The following is a 14,990-nucleotide window of genomic DNA, read 5'->3' on the forward strand; positions in this document are numbered from 1 at the left end:
CGGGCCGGGGAGTTTCGGCGGCGGGGGGACGCGGGGGCGCAGGGGCGGCGGGGGGCGCTTCTGAGGCGCCGCGCTCGTACGTCCGTCCCCGGATCGCGCCCGTAGGTCCCTGTCTCCCGTACGCACCCTTTCCCGAAGGAGAACGAGATGAGCAAGCAGACCATCCTCGGCCGGGTCGCCCAGCTCGCGAAGGCCAACATCAACGCACTGCTCGACCAGGCGGAGGACCCGCAGAAGATGCTGGACCAGCTGATCCGCGACTACACGGACAACATCGCCGAGGCCGAGGAGGCGGTGGCGACGACCATCGGCAACCTGCGGCTCCTGGAGGCCGACCACCGCGAGGACGTGGACGCGGCCGGCGAGTGGGGCGGCAAGGCGCGGGCCGCCAGCAACAAGGCGGACCAGTTGCGCGCGGCGGGCGAGGGCGCGGACGCGGACCGCTTCGACGCCCTCGCGAAGGTGGCCCTCCAACGGCAGCTGCAGTCCGAACGGGAGGCGCGGGAGGCGGAGCCGACGATCGCCGCGCAGACAGAGGTGGTCGAGAAGCTGAAGGGGGGCCTGGACCGGATGAAGGTCAAGCTGGGCGAACTCCGTTCGAAGCGCGACGAGTTGGTGGCCCGCGCGAAGTCCGCCGAGGCGCGCAACCAGATGCTGGACGCGGCCCGCAGCATCGACGTCCTCGACCCTACGAGCGAGCTGGGGCGGTTCGAGGAGAAGATCCGCCGCGAGGAGGCGCGGGCTCTCGGCAAGGAGGAGTTGGCGTCGTCCTCCCTGGACGCCCAGTTCGAGGAGCTGGACGCGGCGTCGGACCAGGCGGAGATCGAGGCCCGCCTGGCAGCCCTGAAGCAGACGGCTTGACCGCAGGGGTACGTGCCCCGAAAGGGGCGCGGGGAACTGCGCGAGCGGCCACGACGGCGGGAAAGCCGAACGACGAACCGGGATGGAGCCCGTCCGGCGATTGAGGACGCGAGCCCGCAGGGCGAAGCAGGCGCGCGGCCTAGAACATGCTCAGCAACGCCTCCACCGAAGGCTCCGCGCTCGGTTCGCCGTCCGGCAGCGGCAGTTCGAACCAGACCGTCTTGCCGCGCGGCGTGCGGCGCGAGCCCCAGGAGGCGCTGAGGAGGCCGACGAGCTGGAGCCCGCGACCGCCCTCGTCGGTGTCGCGGGCCCGGCGGCGCCGCGGCTGGACGAGGCCCGCGTCCCAGACCTCGCAGACCAGGGTGCGGTCGAGGAGGAGGCGGAGCCTGATGTCGCCCTCGCCGTACCGCAGGGCGTTGGTGACGAGCTCGCTGACCAGCAACTCCGTGGTGTCGACGAGGGGTTCGAGGTCCCAGGCGAGGAGCTGCGCGCGGGCGTACTCGCGGGCGCGGCCGACCGAGCGGGGCTCGCGGGGCAACGTCCAGTCGCCGACGGCCTCCCCGGGCAGGCCCTGCACGCGGGCCATGAGGAGCGCGATGTCGTCCTCGCCGTGGTGGGTGTCGAGGGCGCCGAGGACGTGGTCGCAGGCGTCCTCCAGGGAGTGCGGCTCGCCGGGCCCGTCCGCCGGGGGTGTGATCGCGTCGCGGAAGGCGCGCAGCCCCTCGTCGAGCGGGTGGTCGCGGGACTCCACGAGTCCGTCGGTGTAGAGGGCGAGCAGGGCGCCCTCGGGGAGTTCGACCTCGACCTCCTCGAAGGGCTCGCCGCCGACGCCGAGCGGCATCCCCGGCGGCACCTCCAGCATCTGCGCCGCCTCGCCGGGTTCGACGAGCACGGGCGGCAGATGGCCGGCGTTGGCGAACGTACAGCGTCGGGTGACCGGGTCGTACACCGCGTACACGCAGGTCGCCAGGTACACCTCGGACGGGTCGACGTCCCGGCCCTGGAGGGCGCGGCGGGTGGACTGCGGGGACTGCGGGGGCCGCAGCTGGCCGCCCGCGGTGTGGCCGGGGTTGCCGAGGCCGCGGGCGATCTCGTCGAGCGCGGAGAGGACTTCGGCGGGTTCGAGGTCGAGCAGCGCCAACGTCCGTACGGCCGTGCGGAGTTCGCCCATGGCGACGGCGGCGCGCAGGCCGCGGCCCATCACGTCTCCGACGACGAGCGCGGTGCGGTGGCCGGGCAGTTCGATGACGTCGAACCAGTCGCCGCCGACCTCGGTGGCCGCGTTGCCCGGCAGATAGCGGCAGGCGATGTCGAGCCCGGAGGCCTCCGGGTCGCCGGGCGGCAGCAGGGAGCGCTGCAGGATGAGGGCGCGCTCGTGCTCGCGGCGGTAGAGGCGGGCGTTGTCGATGCAGACGGCGGCGCGGGCGGCGAGTTCCACGGCGAGGGCCCGGTCGCGTTCGCCGAAGGGTTCGCTGCCCTTGGCGCGGGAGAAGCGGGCGAGTCCTACGACGGTGTCGTGGGCGACCATCGGCACGGCGAGCGTGGACTGCACCAGGCCGTTCTCGTCGCCGCCGGAGATGGTGACGGGCCGGGCGGTGCGCAGGGCGTCCGCGCACGGCGAGTTGAAGGCGTAGCGGTGGACGGCGCCGACGGTGACGGGCGCGGCGCCCTCGTCCTGCAGCGGGGCGTCGGACACCGCGCTGGCGAACGCGACCCGGCGCAGCTCTGCAGAGCCGTCGGCGAGGCTGCCGACCTGCGCGGCCTCGTCGCCGTCGAGCAGCCCCTGGTAGAGGTCGACGGAGGCGAGGTCGCAGAAGACGGGGACGGTGACGTCGAGGAGTTCGCGGGCGGTGGTCTCCAGATCGAGGGAGTTGCCGATGCGGGCGCCGGCCTCGTTGAGGAGGGCCAGGTTGCGGCGGGCGTGGGCGGCCTCGCGGGCGGCGGCGTGCCGGCGGGTGACGTCGGTGCCGAGCCCGGCGATGCCGATGGGCCGGCCGCTGCCGCTGTGCACGCGGTAGAGGTTGATCGACCAGTGTCTGCGGTCGTTGTTGGACCCGGGCGCGGGGCCGACGAGCTGCATGTCCGTCACGGACTCGCCGGTCTCCAGTACGTGCCGCAGCGCGGCCTGCAGCCGCTCGGCCTCCTGGCGGGGCAGATAGTCGTTGACGGTGCGGCCGCGGTGCTCGTCGCCCTCCCCGCCGAAGACGGACGCGAAGCGGCGGTTGACGCGCTGCACCTTGAGGTCGGTGCCGAAGAGCAGGAAGCCGAAAGGCGATTGGCCGAAAATGGCCTGGGACGCGGCGAGGTCGGTCTCGATCCTGCGCAGGGCCCGTACGTCGACGACGATGCAGACCGCCGCCTTGTCTCCGTGCTCGGTCTCGGTGGGCATCACGTACACCTCGGCGATGCCGGACATGGAACCGTCGGCGGCCATCCGGAAGGGGACGACGCCCGTCCACTCGCGGCCGTCGAGTATCTCGGCGACCTTGCGATGGCCCAGGTCGCGCAGCTCGGCGGGGACGAACGCCTCGATCGGGTCCTTGCCGACGGCCTCGCGGGCGGGGACGCCGAAGAGCTGCTCGGCGCGGAGCGACCACTGGTCGATCAGGCCGTCGGGGCCGATGGAGAAGGAGGCGACCTTGATGTAGTCGTAGATCGAACCGGGCGGGCTCGACTGCCACATGATGTCGCCCGGCGTGCCGCCGCCGCTTCGCTGCTCGGGCGTCCGCGCCCTGGCTGGTATCTCGCTCAACGCGACCGTCCCCTCCAGCTCACCGCCACCGACCAGGCCCATCGGACGGCTTGCCCGCAGTATCCAGCACTACGGCCGCACGCAACACCGCGTTCACATCTCCTGTCCGTCCCGACACATTCCGGCCGAGCGCCGTCGGGGGCGTTCCAGGAGATCGGCTCTCCCTCACCTTCTAACCCGGCAGGGACAGCTCGAACCACACGGTCTTGCCCGTCCTGCCCTGGCGAGTACCCCAGCGGCGCGCGGAGCAGGCCACCAACTGCAGCCCGCGGCCACTCTCGTCGTCGGGTTCGGCGCTGCGTTCCCGGGGCGGATCCGGAAGCGGATCGGACACCTCCACCAGCAGCGGCGCGGTCCCGTCGACGGGGCGTACGAGGCTGACGCCGATGGGGCCGGTGGCGTGCCGCAGGGAGTTGGTGACGAGTTCGCTGACGAGCAGCACGGTCACGTCGCCGACCTGGTCGAGCCCCCAGGCGTCGAGCTGCTTGCGCACGCGGGCGCGGGCGGTGCGGACGGCTCCGGGGTCGGCGGGGAAGTGCCACTCGGCGCGTTCGGCGCCCGCCGCCCGACCCGCTTCGTCGCCTTCGGTGTCGATCACGCCGATCACTCCCAAGGGACGCGGGGGAAAGAAGCAGGGCCGTCCGGTTTCGTGGGGTTAATCAGCACATACCCGATATCAAGGGGCCCCTACCGCCCGCGCGGGCGCACTGTGGCACGAACGGCGTAGGAGTTCCGCGCCGCTGTTCCCGCGCGCCCCCGCGACCGCCCGGCGGTGCGTCAGTTCCGTTCCGCGTACCAGCGGGCCGCGGCCGTGACCGCCGGGAGGTCGTGCTCCAGCCAGTCGACGGCGTCGAGCTCGTCGGGCGCGAGCCAGCGCAGCGCGTCGTGGTCCTCCAGGGGGCGCACGTCGTCCGGGCCGGCGGAGATCAGTTCGGCGCCCCAGACCCGCAGGACGTATCCGGCGCGGCCGAGCGGCCACTCGCCGGGGACGCGTTCCAGGATCTTGACCTCGACGCCGAGTTCCTCGCGCAGTTCGCGGACGAGGGCCTGCTCGGGCTGTTCGCCGGGTTCGACCTTGCCGCCGGGGAGTTCCCAGCGTCCGGCGAGGTCGGCGGGGGCGCTGCGCCGGGCGGCGAGCAGGCGCCCGTCGGCGTACAGGGCGGCGCCGACGACCAGGATGCGATCCGTCATGCGCGGGAGCCTATGCGGTGGGTGCGGCGCATGCGGGGTGCGCGGCGCGTGCGGTGTGCGGGCTCATGAGGTCTTCTGCCCGAGCCGCTCGATCGAGTAGAGCCGCTGGTGGCCGCGCCTGCCCAGGCTGTCGGCGACCTCCTGGGCCTCGGTCCTGGTGGCGTACCGGCCGACGCGGTAGCGGTTGCCGTTGTCGTCCTGACGTATGACGAGCCATGGGAGCATCGCGCTGCCGTCGTTCATCGCACCCCTCCCCCGGCCGCCGGCCGTCGCGGTCTCCCGTCCGCTGCTGCAACCCCACTACGCATATGCCCGAGCGTACGCCCGGACTTCACACAGCGGATACGGAATGGCACGAAGAGATACACAATCGGCCAGGACCGGACCATTGTCGAGGGGGCGCACGGCTCGGATGCGCCCCCTCGACCTCTCGTCGGGCCCGCTCAGTCGGCGGTGCGGACCGTCGGCAGCGGCATCAGGACCGGCTCGCCGGGGGACTTCCGGCAGACGTCGCCGCAGTCCGCGTCGAGGGAGCAGCACAGGGAGCAGATCGGCCCGGACTGCACGGGGCAGTCGGCCACGTCGGGGAGTTCGTACGCGGTCTCGCAGACGGCGCAGGTGTGGGTGGCGGTGACGTCCTCGACGTCGACGTCCGGGCCGTTGACCGGATTCGGGCGGGCCAGGTAGTAGCGGCCCTTGGTGGCCCGGGCGATCAACGGGCAGAGCAGCAGGGCGAGTCCGGCCGCGATGAACGTCGAGAAGGCCTGCGCGTACGTACCGAAGACGCCGAAGAAGGCCAGGATGGAGACCGTCGAGGCGATCACCATCGCGCCGAAGCCGGCCGGGTTCACGGCGTGCAGATAGGCGCGCTTGAACTCGATGTACGGCGGGGACCAGCCGAGGCGCTTGTTGATGACGAGGTCGGCGGCGACGGCGGTGATCCAGGCGATGCCCACGTTCGAGTAGAAGCCCAGGAGTTTGTTGAGGGCGGCGAACATGTTCATCTCCATCAGCGTCAGCGCGATGGCGAGGTTGAGGAAGATGTACCAGACCCGGCCGGGGTGCCGGTGGGTCACGCGGGAGAAGAAGTTCGACCAGGACAGCGAACCGCTGTACGCGTTGGTGACGTTGATCTTTATCTGGGACACGACGACGAACAGCGCGGCGGCGGGCAGCGCGACCGAGCCGAGCCACGGCTTGAGCGCCTCGATCTGCGGGGCGATGGGTTCCAGGGCGTGCGTCTTCCCGACCGCTTCGAGCGCGACGAACGCGAGGAACGCGCCGCCGAGCTGCTTGGCCGCGCCGATCACCACCCAGCCGGGGCCCGCGGCGAGAACGGCGAGATTCCAACGGCGGCTGTTCTGCGGGGTCTTGGCGGGCATGAAGCGCAGATAGTCGGCTTGTTCGCCGATCTGCGCGATCAGGGAGAGCGCGACGCCCGTGCCGAGGCCGAAGCCGATCCAGGAGAAGCCGGAGCCTGCGCCCTCCGTGCCGCCGAAGGAGGTGAACGCGCCCCAGGCGTCCGGGGCTTCGAAGGCGAGGATCAGGAACGGCAGGACGAGGCCGATCAGCCAGATCGGCTGGGTCCAGGCCTGCACCTTGGCGAGGGCGCCCATGCCCTTGAACACGATCGGGATGACGATCAGCGTCGTCACCAAGTAGCCGATCTCCAGGGGCAGTCCGACGGCCTGGTGCATGGCCTGCGCCATGATCGAGCCTTCGAGGGCGAAGAAGATGAAGGTGAACGAGGCGTAGATCAGCGAGGTCAGGGTCGAGCCGAAGTAGCCGAATCCGGCGCCGCGGGTCACCAGGTCCATGTCCAGGCCGTACTTGGCGCAGGCGCGGGCGATCGGGACGCCGGTGAGGAAGATGATCGTCGCCGCGGTGAGGATCGAGGCGAGCCCGCTGGTGAATCCGTACGTGAAGACGATGGACGCGCCGATCGCGAAGTCCGCGAGGTACGCGATGCCGCCGAGGGCCGTGCCCGCGACCGTCGCGGGCGACCAGCGGCGGAAGGAGTGCGGGGCGTAGCGCAGCGAGTAGTCCTCGCGGCTCTCGTCGGCGGCGAGCTTGGCGTAGCTGCGCCGGGGCGGCGGGCTGACCGTCGTCGTCGGGGTGACCGTGTCCGTCATGGCGGTGCGGACCTCCTGGCTTCCTGCTCCGGGCGGGGGTGCGGGTACGGAGCAGGAAGCTAGGAGCCGGACGTGTCGGGGCTGTGCGGTGCGGCGTTGCCCTCAAGTTACGTACGGCGCGGGGAAGTTAACTTCCCGTGTCACCGCACGGATGCCACCGCACGGATGTCGCCGCACGGATGCCAGGGCACGCATGTCACCGCACACGTGCCATTGCACAGACGTCACCGCACACGTCCGGGCACGTGTCACTTCACCGGCAGGTGGTACGCCACGCGGTACCGGTCGGCGGGCACGACCACGTCGGCCGTCTCGACTGGGCGGCCGGAGGCGAAGTACGTCCGCTCGATGACCAGCACGACGTGGCCGGGGACGCCGCCGAGGGCGAGGAGTTCCTCGGCGAGGCCGGGGCGGGCGCCGACCTCCTCCGCGACGTTGTCGACGATCACGTCGATCGCGGCCATCCGCTCGACCACCCCGCAGCCGCCGAGGGGGCCCTCTTCGGGGAGCATCACCGGTGTGCGCCCCGTGATGGCGAGGGGCTCCCAGGAGGTGGAGAGCATCATGGCCTCGCCGGCGTCCCGGAACACGTACTTCGTACGCATCACGCGGTCGCCGGGCTCGATGGCGAGGCGCTCGGCGATGTCCGCCGGGGCCTCCAGCTGTTCGCTGCGGGACTCCCAGGTGCCGCGCGCCCCGGCCTCGGACTGCTCCTGCCGAAAGGGCGTGGAGCCGCTCGACCGGTACCCGGAGCGGGCGATGCGGCGTGGGACCGGGCGCTCGCGCACATAGGTGCCGGAGCCGGAACGGCCCTCGACCAGGCCCTCGGCCATCAGGACCTTGCGGGCCTCCAGGGCGACGGTGTCCGACACCCCGTACTCCTCGCGGATCCGCGCCTGCGAGGGCAGCCGGGTGTGGGGCGGGAGCGCACCGTTGACGATCTGCCTGCGGAGATCGTCGGCAACGCGCAGATACGCCGGCTGCTCACCGATTGTCACGGGCCACTCCCATCAGGTTGACAGACAGCAACAGCGTGACAACCGACGGTTGAGAACCGCAACCTTAGGCCAAACAATCACCCGAAGTGATGACTTGTCTTTACGAGGAGCTCTCTGCCCGCTATACCGATCAAGGAAACCGCAGGCCGTGGGTGGGTGACTGGCGGTTACCCCGACCGAACCCCGCCGAGCCCGCCTCAGACCTCGGCGCCTTCCCCGGGCTGCCCGTCGAGCCCGCCGGTGGACCCGCCGGACGCCCCGCCCGTGGAGCCGCCACCGGACCCGCTGGTCGACCCGCCCGTGGAGTCACCGCCGGACCCGCCGGTGGACCCACCCGTGGAGTCACCGCCCGTGGAACCTCCACCGGCTCCGCCGCTCGCCCCGTCCCGGACCGAGCCGGTGAGCTTGCCCGCGCCGCGGGCGCCGACCATGCAGGTCACGCCGCGCTCGCCCTGGGCCCAGGCTCTGCTGTCCGGGTAGAAGTACGACTCCTCCGCGTCGGCGGGGAGCGCGGACGCGTCGCCGAAGTAGGCCGCGCCGAGGTCGCCGCAGCGCTCGTCGGCGCGCTGCGCTATCCCGGTGTCGCCGGGGTAACTCCCGCCCTCCAGCTGGAAGTTGCCGTACACCTCCGCGTCGTGCGGCCCGGCGCAGTCCACGATGTCGACCCGCGTGGTCACGCCGTCCAGGTCGTCGAGGCTTCCGCTGACCGAGTCGAAGCAGTCGCCCTCCGCGAGCGAGAACGCGGAGCGGCGCTCCCGCCCGTCGTCGGCCGCTCCCGTGAACCCGCCCCAGAAGCTCGCGGCCCAGCCGAGCGACAGCGCGAGCACGATGAAGGCCGTGCCGATCGAGGAGAGCGTGACGCCCGCGACCGCCATCCCCTTGCCGCGCTGCCCGGTCCGCTTGATCTGCGACAACGCGACGAGGCCGAGCACGAGCCCGAGCGGCGGCAGGATGCAGAGGATCCCGAGCACCATCGACGTCACGGCGAGCCCGTTCGTCGTCGGCGCCGGCCCGTACGGATACGGCTGCTGCCACCCCTGCGGGGGCGGCACCGGCTGTCCGTACGACGGCGGCTGCGGACCGTGAGACGGCGGAGGAAAGGCCACGGGTACGGTGCTCCTGGTCGGGATCGAACGGTACGAGCGAACGGTTGCTCGAATCGTACGTGGCGGGTCGGACAGCCGGGGGCGGGCACCGTGACGGTGAACCGGGGGACGGTGCGGGCGCTGAACGCCCTCACGGCACGCTGGGCGCACGCGGCGCCCGCACAGGAGGGCACGGTGTTCGCGGCCGCGGGCGTGTGGCCACTGCTCGGCCTGCTCGCGGAGGGCGCGGACGCGGCGGTACGGGGCGAGTTGACCCGGACGCTCGGGCTGCCGCCGGACCGGGCGGGCCGGGCGGCGCGTGCGCTGCTCGCCGCGTTGGACGGGATGGACGGCGTGACGGCCGCGACGGGCCTGTGGACGCGTGCCGAACTCCCCCTCCGGGCCGCATGGTCGAGGCAGTTGCCGCCCCACGCGCACGCCCCGCTCAGCGGCGACCCGGCCGCGGACGCGGCGGCGCTGGACCGCTGGGCGCGGGAGCGGACGGGCGGGCGGATCGCGTCGATGCCGGTCGACCTCGATCCGTACGTGTGGCTGGTCCTGGCGAGCGCGTTGGTGCTGCGGACGCGCTGGGAGCGGCCGTTCGATCAGGTGGACCTGCGCCCGCCCGCGGGTCCGTGGCAGGGGCAGCCGCTCGCGGGGCTGTCCCGGTCGTCGCGGGACCTGGACGAGGTGTGCCTCGCGCGGACCTCCGACGGGGAGGTCACGGCCGTGACGGTACGCGGCGACAACGGGCTCGACGTGCAACTCCTGCTCGGCGAGGCGGGGTTGGGGCCGGGCCAGGTGATCGGCACGGGCCTCGGGCTGCTCGACGCGGCGAGAACGGCGAGGACGGCGAAGCCCGGCGGGGCGCTGCCCGGCGAGCCGCTGCTCGGCGAAGTACGGCCCGGCCGGGCGCTGCCCGTCGGGTCGAGGGGGCCGGGACTCTCCGTCACGGAACAGCCGTCGACGAGCCCGGATGCGCGGCTCGACGTGACGGTGCCCCGCTTCGAGGTGACCGCCGAGCACGATCTCCTCACGCACGCGGACCTGTTCGGCCTGACCACGGCCACGGACGGCGGGGACCGGCACTTTCCCGGCATCAGCCCCGACCGCCTGGCGCTGCGCTCGGCCCGGCAGTCGGCGACGGCGACGTTCGACGAGGCCGGGTTCGAGGCAGCGGCGGTGACGGCGGCCGGGATCGCGTGGATGAGCGGCGCGGACACGCCGCGCCACACCGCGAAGGTCCTGACCGTCACCGTCGACCGCCCCTTCGCGTTCCTCGCCGTGCACCGGGACACACAGCTGTGCCTCGCGGCAGGGTGGGTGACATCGGCGGCGGGTGGTCCGGGCCCGGCCGCCTGGACCGAGGCCGGCAACCCCCCTAAACCAAACCCGACTTGAGCCCCGCCCCGCACAGCGGGACCGCGACCGTCCGGTCGCCGAAGCGGTCCGTGCGGACCGCTGCCCAGCAGACCGCTGCCGTGGCCTCCACGTACAGGCCGCGGGCGGCCAGGTCGCGTTGGGCCGCGGTGATCGCCGGGTCCGGCACCGTGAGGAAGCCGCCGCCGAACTGGCGTACCGCGGCGAGGATCTGGCGGGCGCGGGGCGGGTGGGTGATGGCGATGCCCTCGGCGTGCGTGGGCCGGGCCGGGAACGGCTCCGCGGGCAGGTCGGCCGCCCCCTCGGCCCAGGCCGCGGCGACCGGGGCGACGGCGGCGGCCTGGACTCCGTACAGCGCGGGGAAGCGGCCGATGAGGCCCGCGGAGTGCAGTTCGCGCAGGGCGAGGGCGGCGCCGAGAAGCAGGGTGCCGTTGCCGACGGGCACGACCAGGACGTCGGGGAGGCGGCCGCCGAGGTCCTCCCAGAGTTCGAGGACGTACGTCTTCGTGCCGTGCAGGAAGTACGGGTTGTGCACGTGGGAGGCGTAGAACGTGCCGGGCTCGTCGGCGGCGGCGCGGGCGGCGAGCGCGGTGGCCTCGCGGTCGCCGGGCACCGTCTCGACGTGCGCGCCGTGCGCCCGGATCTGCTCCAGCTTCTTCGGCGAGGTGGTGGCCGGAACGTACACCGTGCAGTCGAGCCCGGCGCGGGCCGTGTACGCGGCGACCGACGTGCCCGCGTTGCCGCTGCTGTCGGCGACGACCCGCTCGGGCGCGAGGCGGCGGGCCAGCTCGGCGAGGAGGACGGCGCCGCGGTCCTTGAAGGAGAGCGTCGGCATCAGGAAGTCCAGCTTGGCCGTGACCGTCCCGGTGAGCTCGACGAGCGGTGTGCGGCCCTCCCCGAGGCTCACCTCGGGGGCGGCGAGCGGCAGTGAACCGGCGTACCGCCACAGGGAGTTGACGCGGCCGGCGAGCGACTTGAGGTCGGTGGGCGTGGGGTGGAAGTCCAGGTCGAGCGGGCCGCGGCAGACGGGGCAGCACCAGGCGAGGGAGCCCGCGCGCACCCGGGTGCCGTCCGCGGGGCAGACGGAGTCCGGCAAAGACATCATGAACCGACCCTAAGCCGTCAAGAGCCGTGTATCCGCTCATGTGTTGACTGGTCGTCATGTACGCAGCATGGCGGCCGTGTTACGTCCCGGCGGGCCTCTTGTGCGATTCCTATGGATCAGTCAATCTTTCCGACGGCGACCGGCCCCGGACGCCTGTCCGACAGGGGCCCGTCGTGTTCCACGTGTACGCCCCGCACGTCCACCGTTGTGTGCTCCACGTGTTCCAAGCGCCGTTCGGCGCCTCTGCTCTCCCGCCCGATCCGGCGCTTCGGCGTGCACGCCCGCACCACCGCTCTGCCCGTACGGCACGACTCGTACGGGACGGCACCACGCACCACCACCCCCACCAGCGCACCATCCACGAGGAGGACCCCTCAGATGGCACTGAAGAGAACCGCACGGCGAAGATTCGCAGGCACCACCGGCCTGGCCGTCGCGGCCCTCGCACTCGGCGTCGTCGCCGCTCCCCAGGCGGGAGCGGCCGAGGAACGAGTGGGCACCATCGAGAACGCCGGCGCCCCCGGCGCGATCGCCGACAGCTACATCGTGACGCTCAAGAAGAGCGTGGCGAAGTCGAGTTCGGCGAAGGGCAAGGGCGTCGCGAAGGAGCACGGCGCCAAGATCGAGCGCACGTACACCGCGGCCCTCAACGGCTACGCGGTCGAGGCGACCGAGGCCGAGGCGAAGCGGCTCGCCGCGGACCCGGCGGTCGCGTCGGTCTCGCAGAACCGGAAGTTCACCATCGACGGCACGCAGCCCAGCCCGCCGTCCTGGGGCCTCGACCGGATCGACCAGAAGTCCCTGCCCCTGAACCAGAGTTACACCTACCCGGACTCCGCGGGCCAGGGTGTGACGGCGTACGTCATCGACACCGGTGTCCGCATCACGCACACGGACTTCGGCGGTCGCGCCTCGTACGGCTACGACGCCGTCGACAACGACAACACCGCGCAGGACGGGCACGGTCACGGCACGCACGTGGCGGGCACCGTCGCGGGCTCGGCCTACGGTGTCGCGAAGAAGGCGAAGGTCGTCGGCGTCCGCGTCCTCGACAACAACGGTTCGGGCACCACGGCCGGGGTCGTCGCGGGCATCGACTGGGTGACGCGGAACGCGGTCAAGCCGGCCGTCGCCAACATGAGCCTCGGCGGCGGGGCGGACTCGACGCTCGACGCGGCGGTCCGCAACTCCATCGCCTCCGGGATCACGTACTCCCTGGCGGCGGGCAACGAGTCGACGGACGCGTCGACCAAGTCGCCCGCACGCGTCGCCGAGGGCATCACGGTCGGTGCGACGACCAGCTCGGACGCCAAGGCCAGCTACTCCAACTACGGCTCGGTCCTCGACATCTTCGCGCCCGGCTCGTCGATCACGTCGGCCTGGAGCACCGGGGACAGCGCCACCAACACCATCTCCGGTACGTCGATGGCGGCGCCGCACGTCGCGGGCGCGGCGGCGCTGTACCTCGCCGACCACACCTCGTCGACCCCGGCGCAGGTGCGGGACGCGCTGGTCGCCGCCTCCAGCACGGGTGTCGTCACGAGCCCCGGCACCGGCTCGCCCAACCGTCTCCTGAACGTCGGCTCGGGCAGCACCACGCCGCCCGGACCGCGGTTCGAGAACGCGACGGACTACGCGATCAACGACAACGCCACGGTCGAGTCGCCGCTGTCCGTCACCGGTGTCTCGGGCAACGCCCCGTCCACCCTCCAGGTGCCGGTGAACATCGCGCACACCTACATCGGCGACCTCCGGGTCCAGCTGGTCGCCCCGGACGGCACCGCCTACCTGCTGAAGGACTACGGCACGGGCGGCAGCGCGGACAACATCAACACCACGTACACGGTGAACGCCTCGGCGGAGGCGGCCGGCGGCACGTGGAAGCTGCGGGTGAGCGACAACGCGACGTACGACACCGGGAAGATCGACTCCTGGGCGCTGCAGTTCTGACGGCTCCCTGAAGGCGTGACCTCCTGAAACGGCCCTGGACCGCTGCCAGTTGGGCGGTGGTCCAGGGCCTGCAGGCGTGCCCGGACACCGGAGTGCCACTGTGACGGATGTGATTCGTGGCGGCTGTGTTACGTCTGTGCACAGGTCTTGTCGACCTTGGTCCGCGTCGGTCAGTCTTTTGCCGCGGCAGGAGGAGCGACATCTTCCGCTTCCTTGACATGCTCCTGCCGTACGTATGCGCATGCGTTTCCCCCACTACCCCCCATCAGCGCACCATCCACGAGGAGGACCCCTCTGATGGCAGTTGTGCGTCAGCGCACCCGTAAGTACGCAGGGATCGGCACGGCCGTGGCGGCCGCGGTCGCCCTCGGCCTCGTCTCCGCCCTCCCAGCGGGCGCGGCCGCAGGCCAGGAGTCCAGACAGGGCACGATCGCGAACGCCGGCGCCCCCGGCACGATCGCGAACAGCTACATCGTGACGCTCAAGAAGAGCGCGGCGAAGTCGAGTTCGGCGCAGGGCAGGAGCGTCGCGAAGGAGCACGGCGCCAAGATCGAGCGCACCTACACGGCAGCCCTCAACGGCTACGCGGTCGAGGCGACCGAGGCCGAGGCGAAGCGCCTCGCCGCCGACCCGGCCGTCGCCTCCGTCTCGCAGAACCGCACCTTCACGATCGACGCGACGCAGACGAACCCGCCGTCCTGGGGCCTCGACCGGATCGACCAGAAGTCCCTGCCCCTGAACCAGAGTTACACCTACCCCGACTCGGGCGGCCAGGGTGTGACCGCGTACGTCATCGACACGGGCGTCCGCATCAGCCACACGGACTTCGGCGGCCGCGCCTCGTACGGCTACGACGCCGTCGACAACGACAACACCGCCCAGGACGGCAACGGCCACGGCACCCACGTGGCGGGCACCGTCGCGGGCACGGCGCACGGTGTCGCCAAGAAGGCGAAGATCGTCGGCGTGCGCGTCCTGAACAACCAGGGGTCGGGCACGACGGCGGGTGTCGTCGCGGGCATCGACTGGGTCACGAAGAACGCCGTGAAGCCGGCCGTGGCCAACATGAGCCTCGGCGGCGGCGCGGACGCCACACTCGACGCGGCCGTCCGCAACTCCATCGCGTCCGGGGTCACTTACTCGCTGGCCGCGGGCAACGAGTCGACGGACGCGTCGACCAAGTCGCCCGCACGCGTCGCCGAGGGCATCACGGTCGGTGCGACGACCAGCTCGGACGGCAAGGCCAGCTACTCCAACTACGGCAGCGTGCTGGACATCTTCGCGCCGGGCTCGTCGATCACGTCGGCGTGGAAGAACAACGACACGTCGACGAACACGATCTCCGGTACGTCGATGGCGGCGCCGCATGTCGCGGGGGCGGCGGCGGTCTACCTGGCCGGGCATGCTTCTGCGACTCCCGCGCAGGTTCGGGACGCGTTGGTCGGGGCGGGCAGCACGGGGGTTGTCACGAGCCCTGGTTCGGGCTCCCCGAACGTCCTCTTGAACGTCACGCCGTAACGGCGGTGCAGCGGGCCC

Annotated in this window: 11 protein-coding genes and 1 pseudogene; 4 read left to right on the top strand and 8 right to left on the bottom strand. The window is 72.1% G+C overall.

What is annotated here, in order from left to right; all coding sequences use genetic code 11:
* Nucleotides 1–147 precede the first annotated feature (147 nt).
* On the top strand, nt 148–861 hold the full coding sequence (locus ACIDOF_RS28210; RefSeq protein WP_409008945.1) for a PspA/IM30 family protein: 714 nt from the start codon (nt 148–150) through the stop codon (nt 859–861).
* A 139-nt stretch (nt 862–1,000) separates the two neighbouring features.
* Here ACIDOF_RS28210 and ACIDOF_RS28215 read toward each other — a convergent pair whose 3' ends face one another.
* The 7 genes from ACIDOF_RS28215 to ACIDOF_RS28245 all read right to left on the bottom strand — a co-directional run bounded on the left by ACIDOF_RS28215 (nt 1,001) and on the right by ACIDOF_RS28245 (nt 8,986).
* The gene (locus tag ACIDOF_RS28215) at nt 1,001–3,655 is read right to left on the bottom strand and encodes a SpoIIE family protein phosphatase (RefSeq protein WP_409008946.1); all 2,655 of its coding nucleotides are present in this window, start codon (nt 3,653–3,655) and stop codon (nt 1,001–1,003) included.
* A gap of 130 nt (nt 3,656–3,785) precedes the next feature.
* Nucleotides 3,786–4,220 carry an ATP-binding protein gene (locus ACIDOF_RS28220; RefSeq protein ID WP_409009093.1) on the bottom strand — a complete coding sequence of 145 codons (435 nt, stop codon included), beginning with the start codon at nt 4,218–4,220 and terminating at the stop codon, nt 3,786–3,788.
* A 170-nt stretch (nt 4,221–4,390) separates the two neighbouring features.
* Nucleotides 4,391–4,804: a (deoxy)nucleoside triphosphate pyrophosphohydrolase gene (locus ACIDOF_RS28225; protein ID WP_409008947.1), complete on the bottom strand. Its 414-nt coding sequence runs from the start codon at nt 4,802–4,804 to the stop codon at nt 4,391–4,393.
* 63 nt (nt 4,805–4,867) lie between these two features.
* Complete coding sequence (locus ACIDOF_RS28230) at nt 4,868–5,047, bottom strand: SPOR domain-containing protein (RefSeq protein WP_409008948.1); 180 nt, start codon at nt 5,045–5,047, stop codon at nt 4,868–4,870.
* Nucleotides 5,048–5,247: 200 nt separating this feature from the next.
* Nucleotides 5,248–6,936 carry a purine-cytosine permease family protein gene (locus ACIDOF_RS28235; RefSeq protein WP_409008949.1) on the bottom strand — a complete coding sequence of 563 codons (1,689 nt, stop codon included), beginning with the start codon at nt 6,934–6,936 and terminating at the stop codon, nt 5,248–5,250.
* Nucleotides 6,937–7,184: 248 nt separating this feature from the next.
* Nucleotides 7,185–7,934 carry a GntR family transcriptional regulator gene (locus ACIDOF_RS28240; RefSeq protein ID WP_409008950.1) on the bottom strand — a complete coding sequence of 250 codons (750 nt, stop codon included), beginning with the start codon at nt 7,932–7,934 and terminating at the stop codon, nt 7,185–7,187.
* Nucleotides 7,935–8,131: 197 nt separating this feature from the next.
* A complete protein-coding gene (locus tag ACIDOF_RS28245) occupies nt 8,132–8,986 on the bottom strand; it encodes a DUF4190 domain-containing protein (protein ID WP_409008951.1) in 855 nt (284 codons plus the stop codon).
* Nucleotides 8,987–9,130: 144 nt separating this feature from the next.
* Here ACIDOF_RS28245 and ACIDOF_RS28250 point away from each other — a divergent pair, with 144 nt between their 5' ends.
* Nucleotides 9,131–10,420 (top strand): serpin family protein, encoded by a 1,290-nt coding sequence (locus ACIDOF_RS28250; RefSeq protein WP_409008952.1) that lies wholly within the window; start codon nt 9,131–9,133, stop codon nt 10,418–10,420.
* Here the strand turns inward: ACIDOF_RS28250 and ACIDOF_RS28255 are convergent.
* On the bottom strand, nt 10,401–11,504 hold the full coding sequence (locus ACIDOF_RS28255; protein WP_409008953.1) for a pyridoxal-phosphate dependent enzyme: 1,104 nt from the start codon (nt 11,502–11,504) through the stop codon (nt 10,401–10,403). The genes ACIDOF_RS28250 and ACIDOF_RS28255 overlap by 20 nt on opposite strands.
* A 378-nt stretch (nt 11,505–11,882) precedes the next feature.
* Here ACIDOF_RS28255 and ACIDOF_RS28260 point away from each other — a divergent pair, with 378 nt between their 5' ends.
* Nucleotides 11,883–13,454, top strand: coding sequence for a S8 family peptidase (locus ACIDOF_RS28260; RefSeq protein ID WP_409008954.1), 1,572 nt, complete (start codon nt 11,883–11,885; stop codon nt 13,452–13,454).
* 297 nt (nt 13,455–13,751) lie between these two features.
* Nucleotides 13,752–14,963, top strand: a pseudogene (locus tag ACIDOF_RS28265) (S8 family peptidase); the annotation flags it as partial.
* Nucleotides 14,964–14,990: the final 27 nt, after the last annotated feature.

Source organism: Streptomyces sp. Da 82-17 (genome assembly GCF_046098215.1).
Classification (GTDB): domain Bacteria; phylum Actinomycetota; class Actinomycetes; order Streptomycetales; family Streptomycetaceae; genus Streptomyces.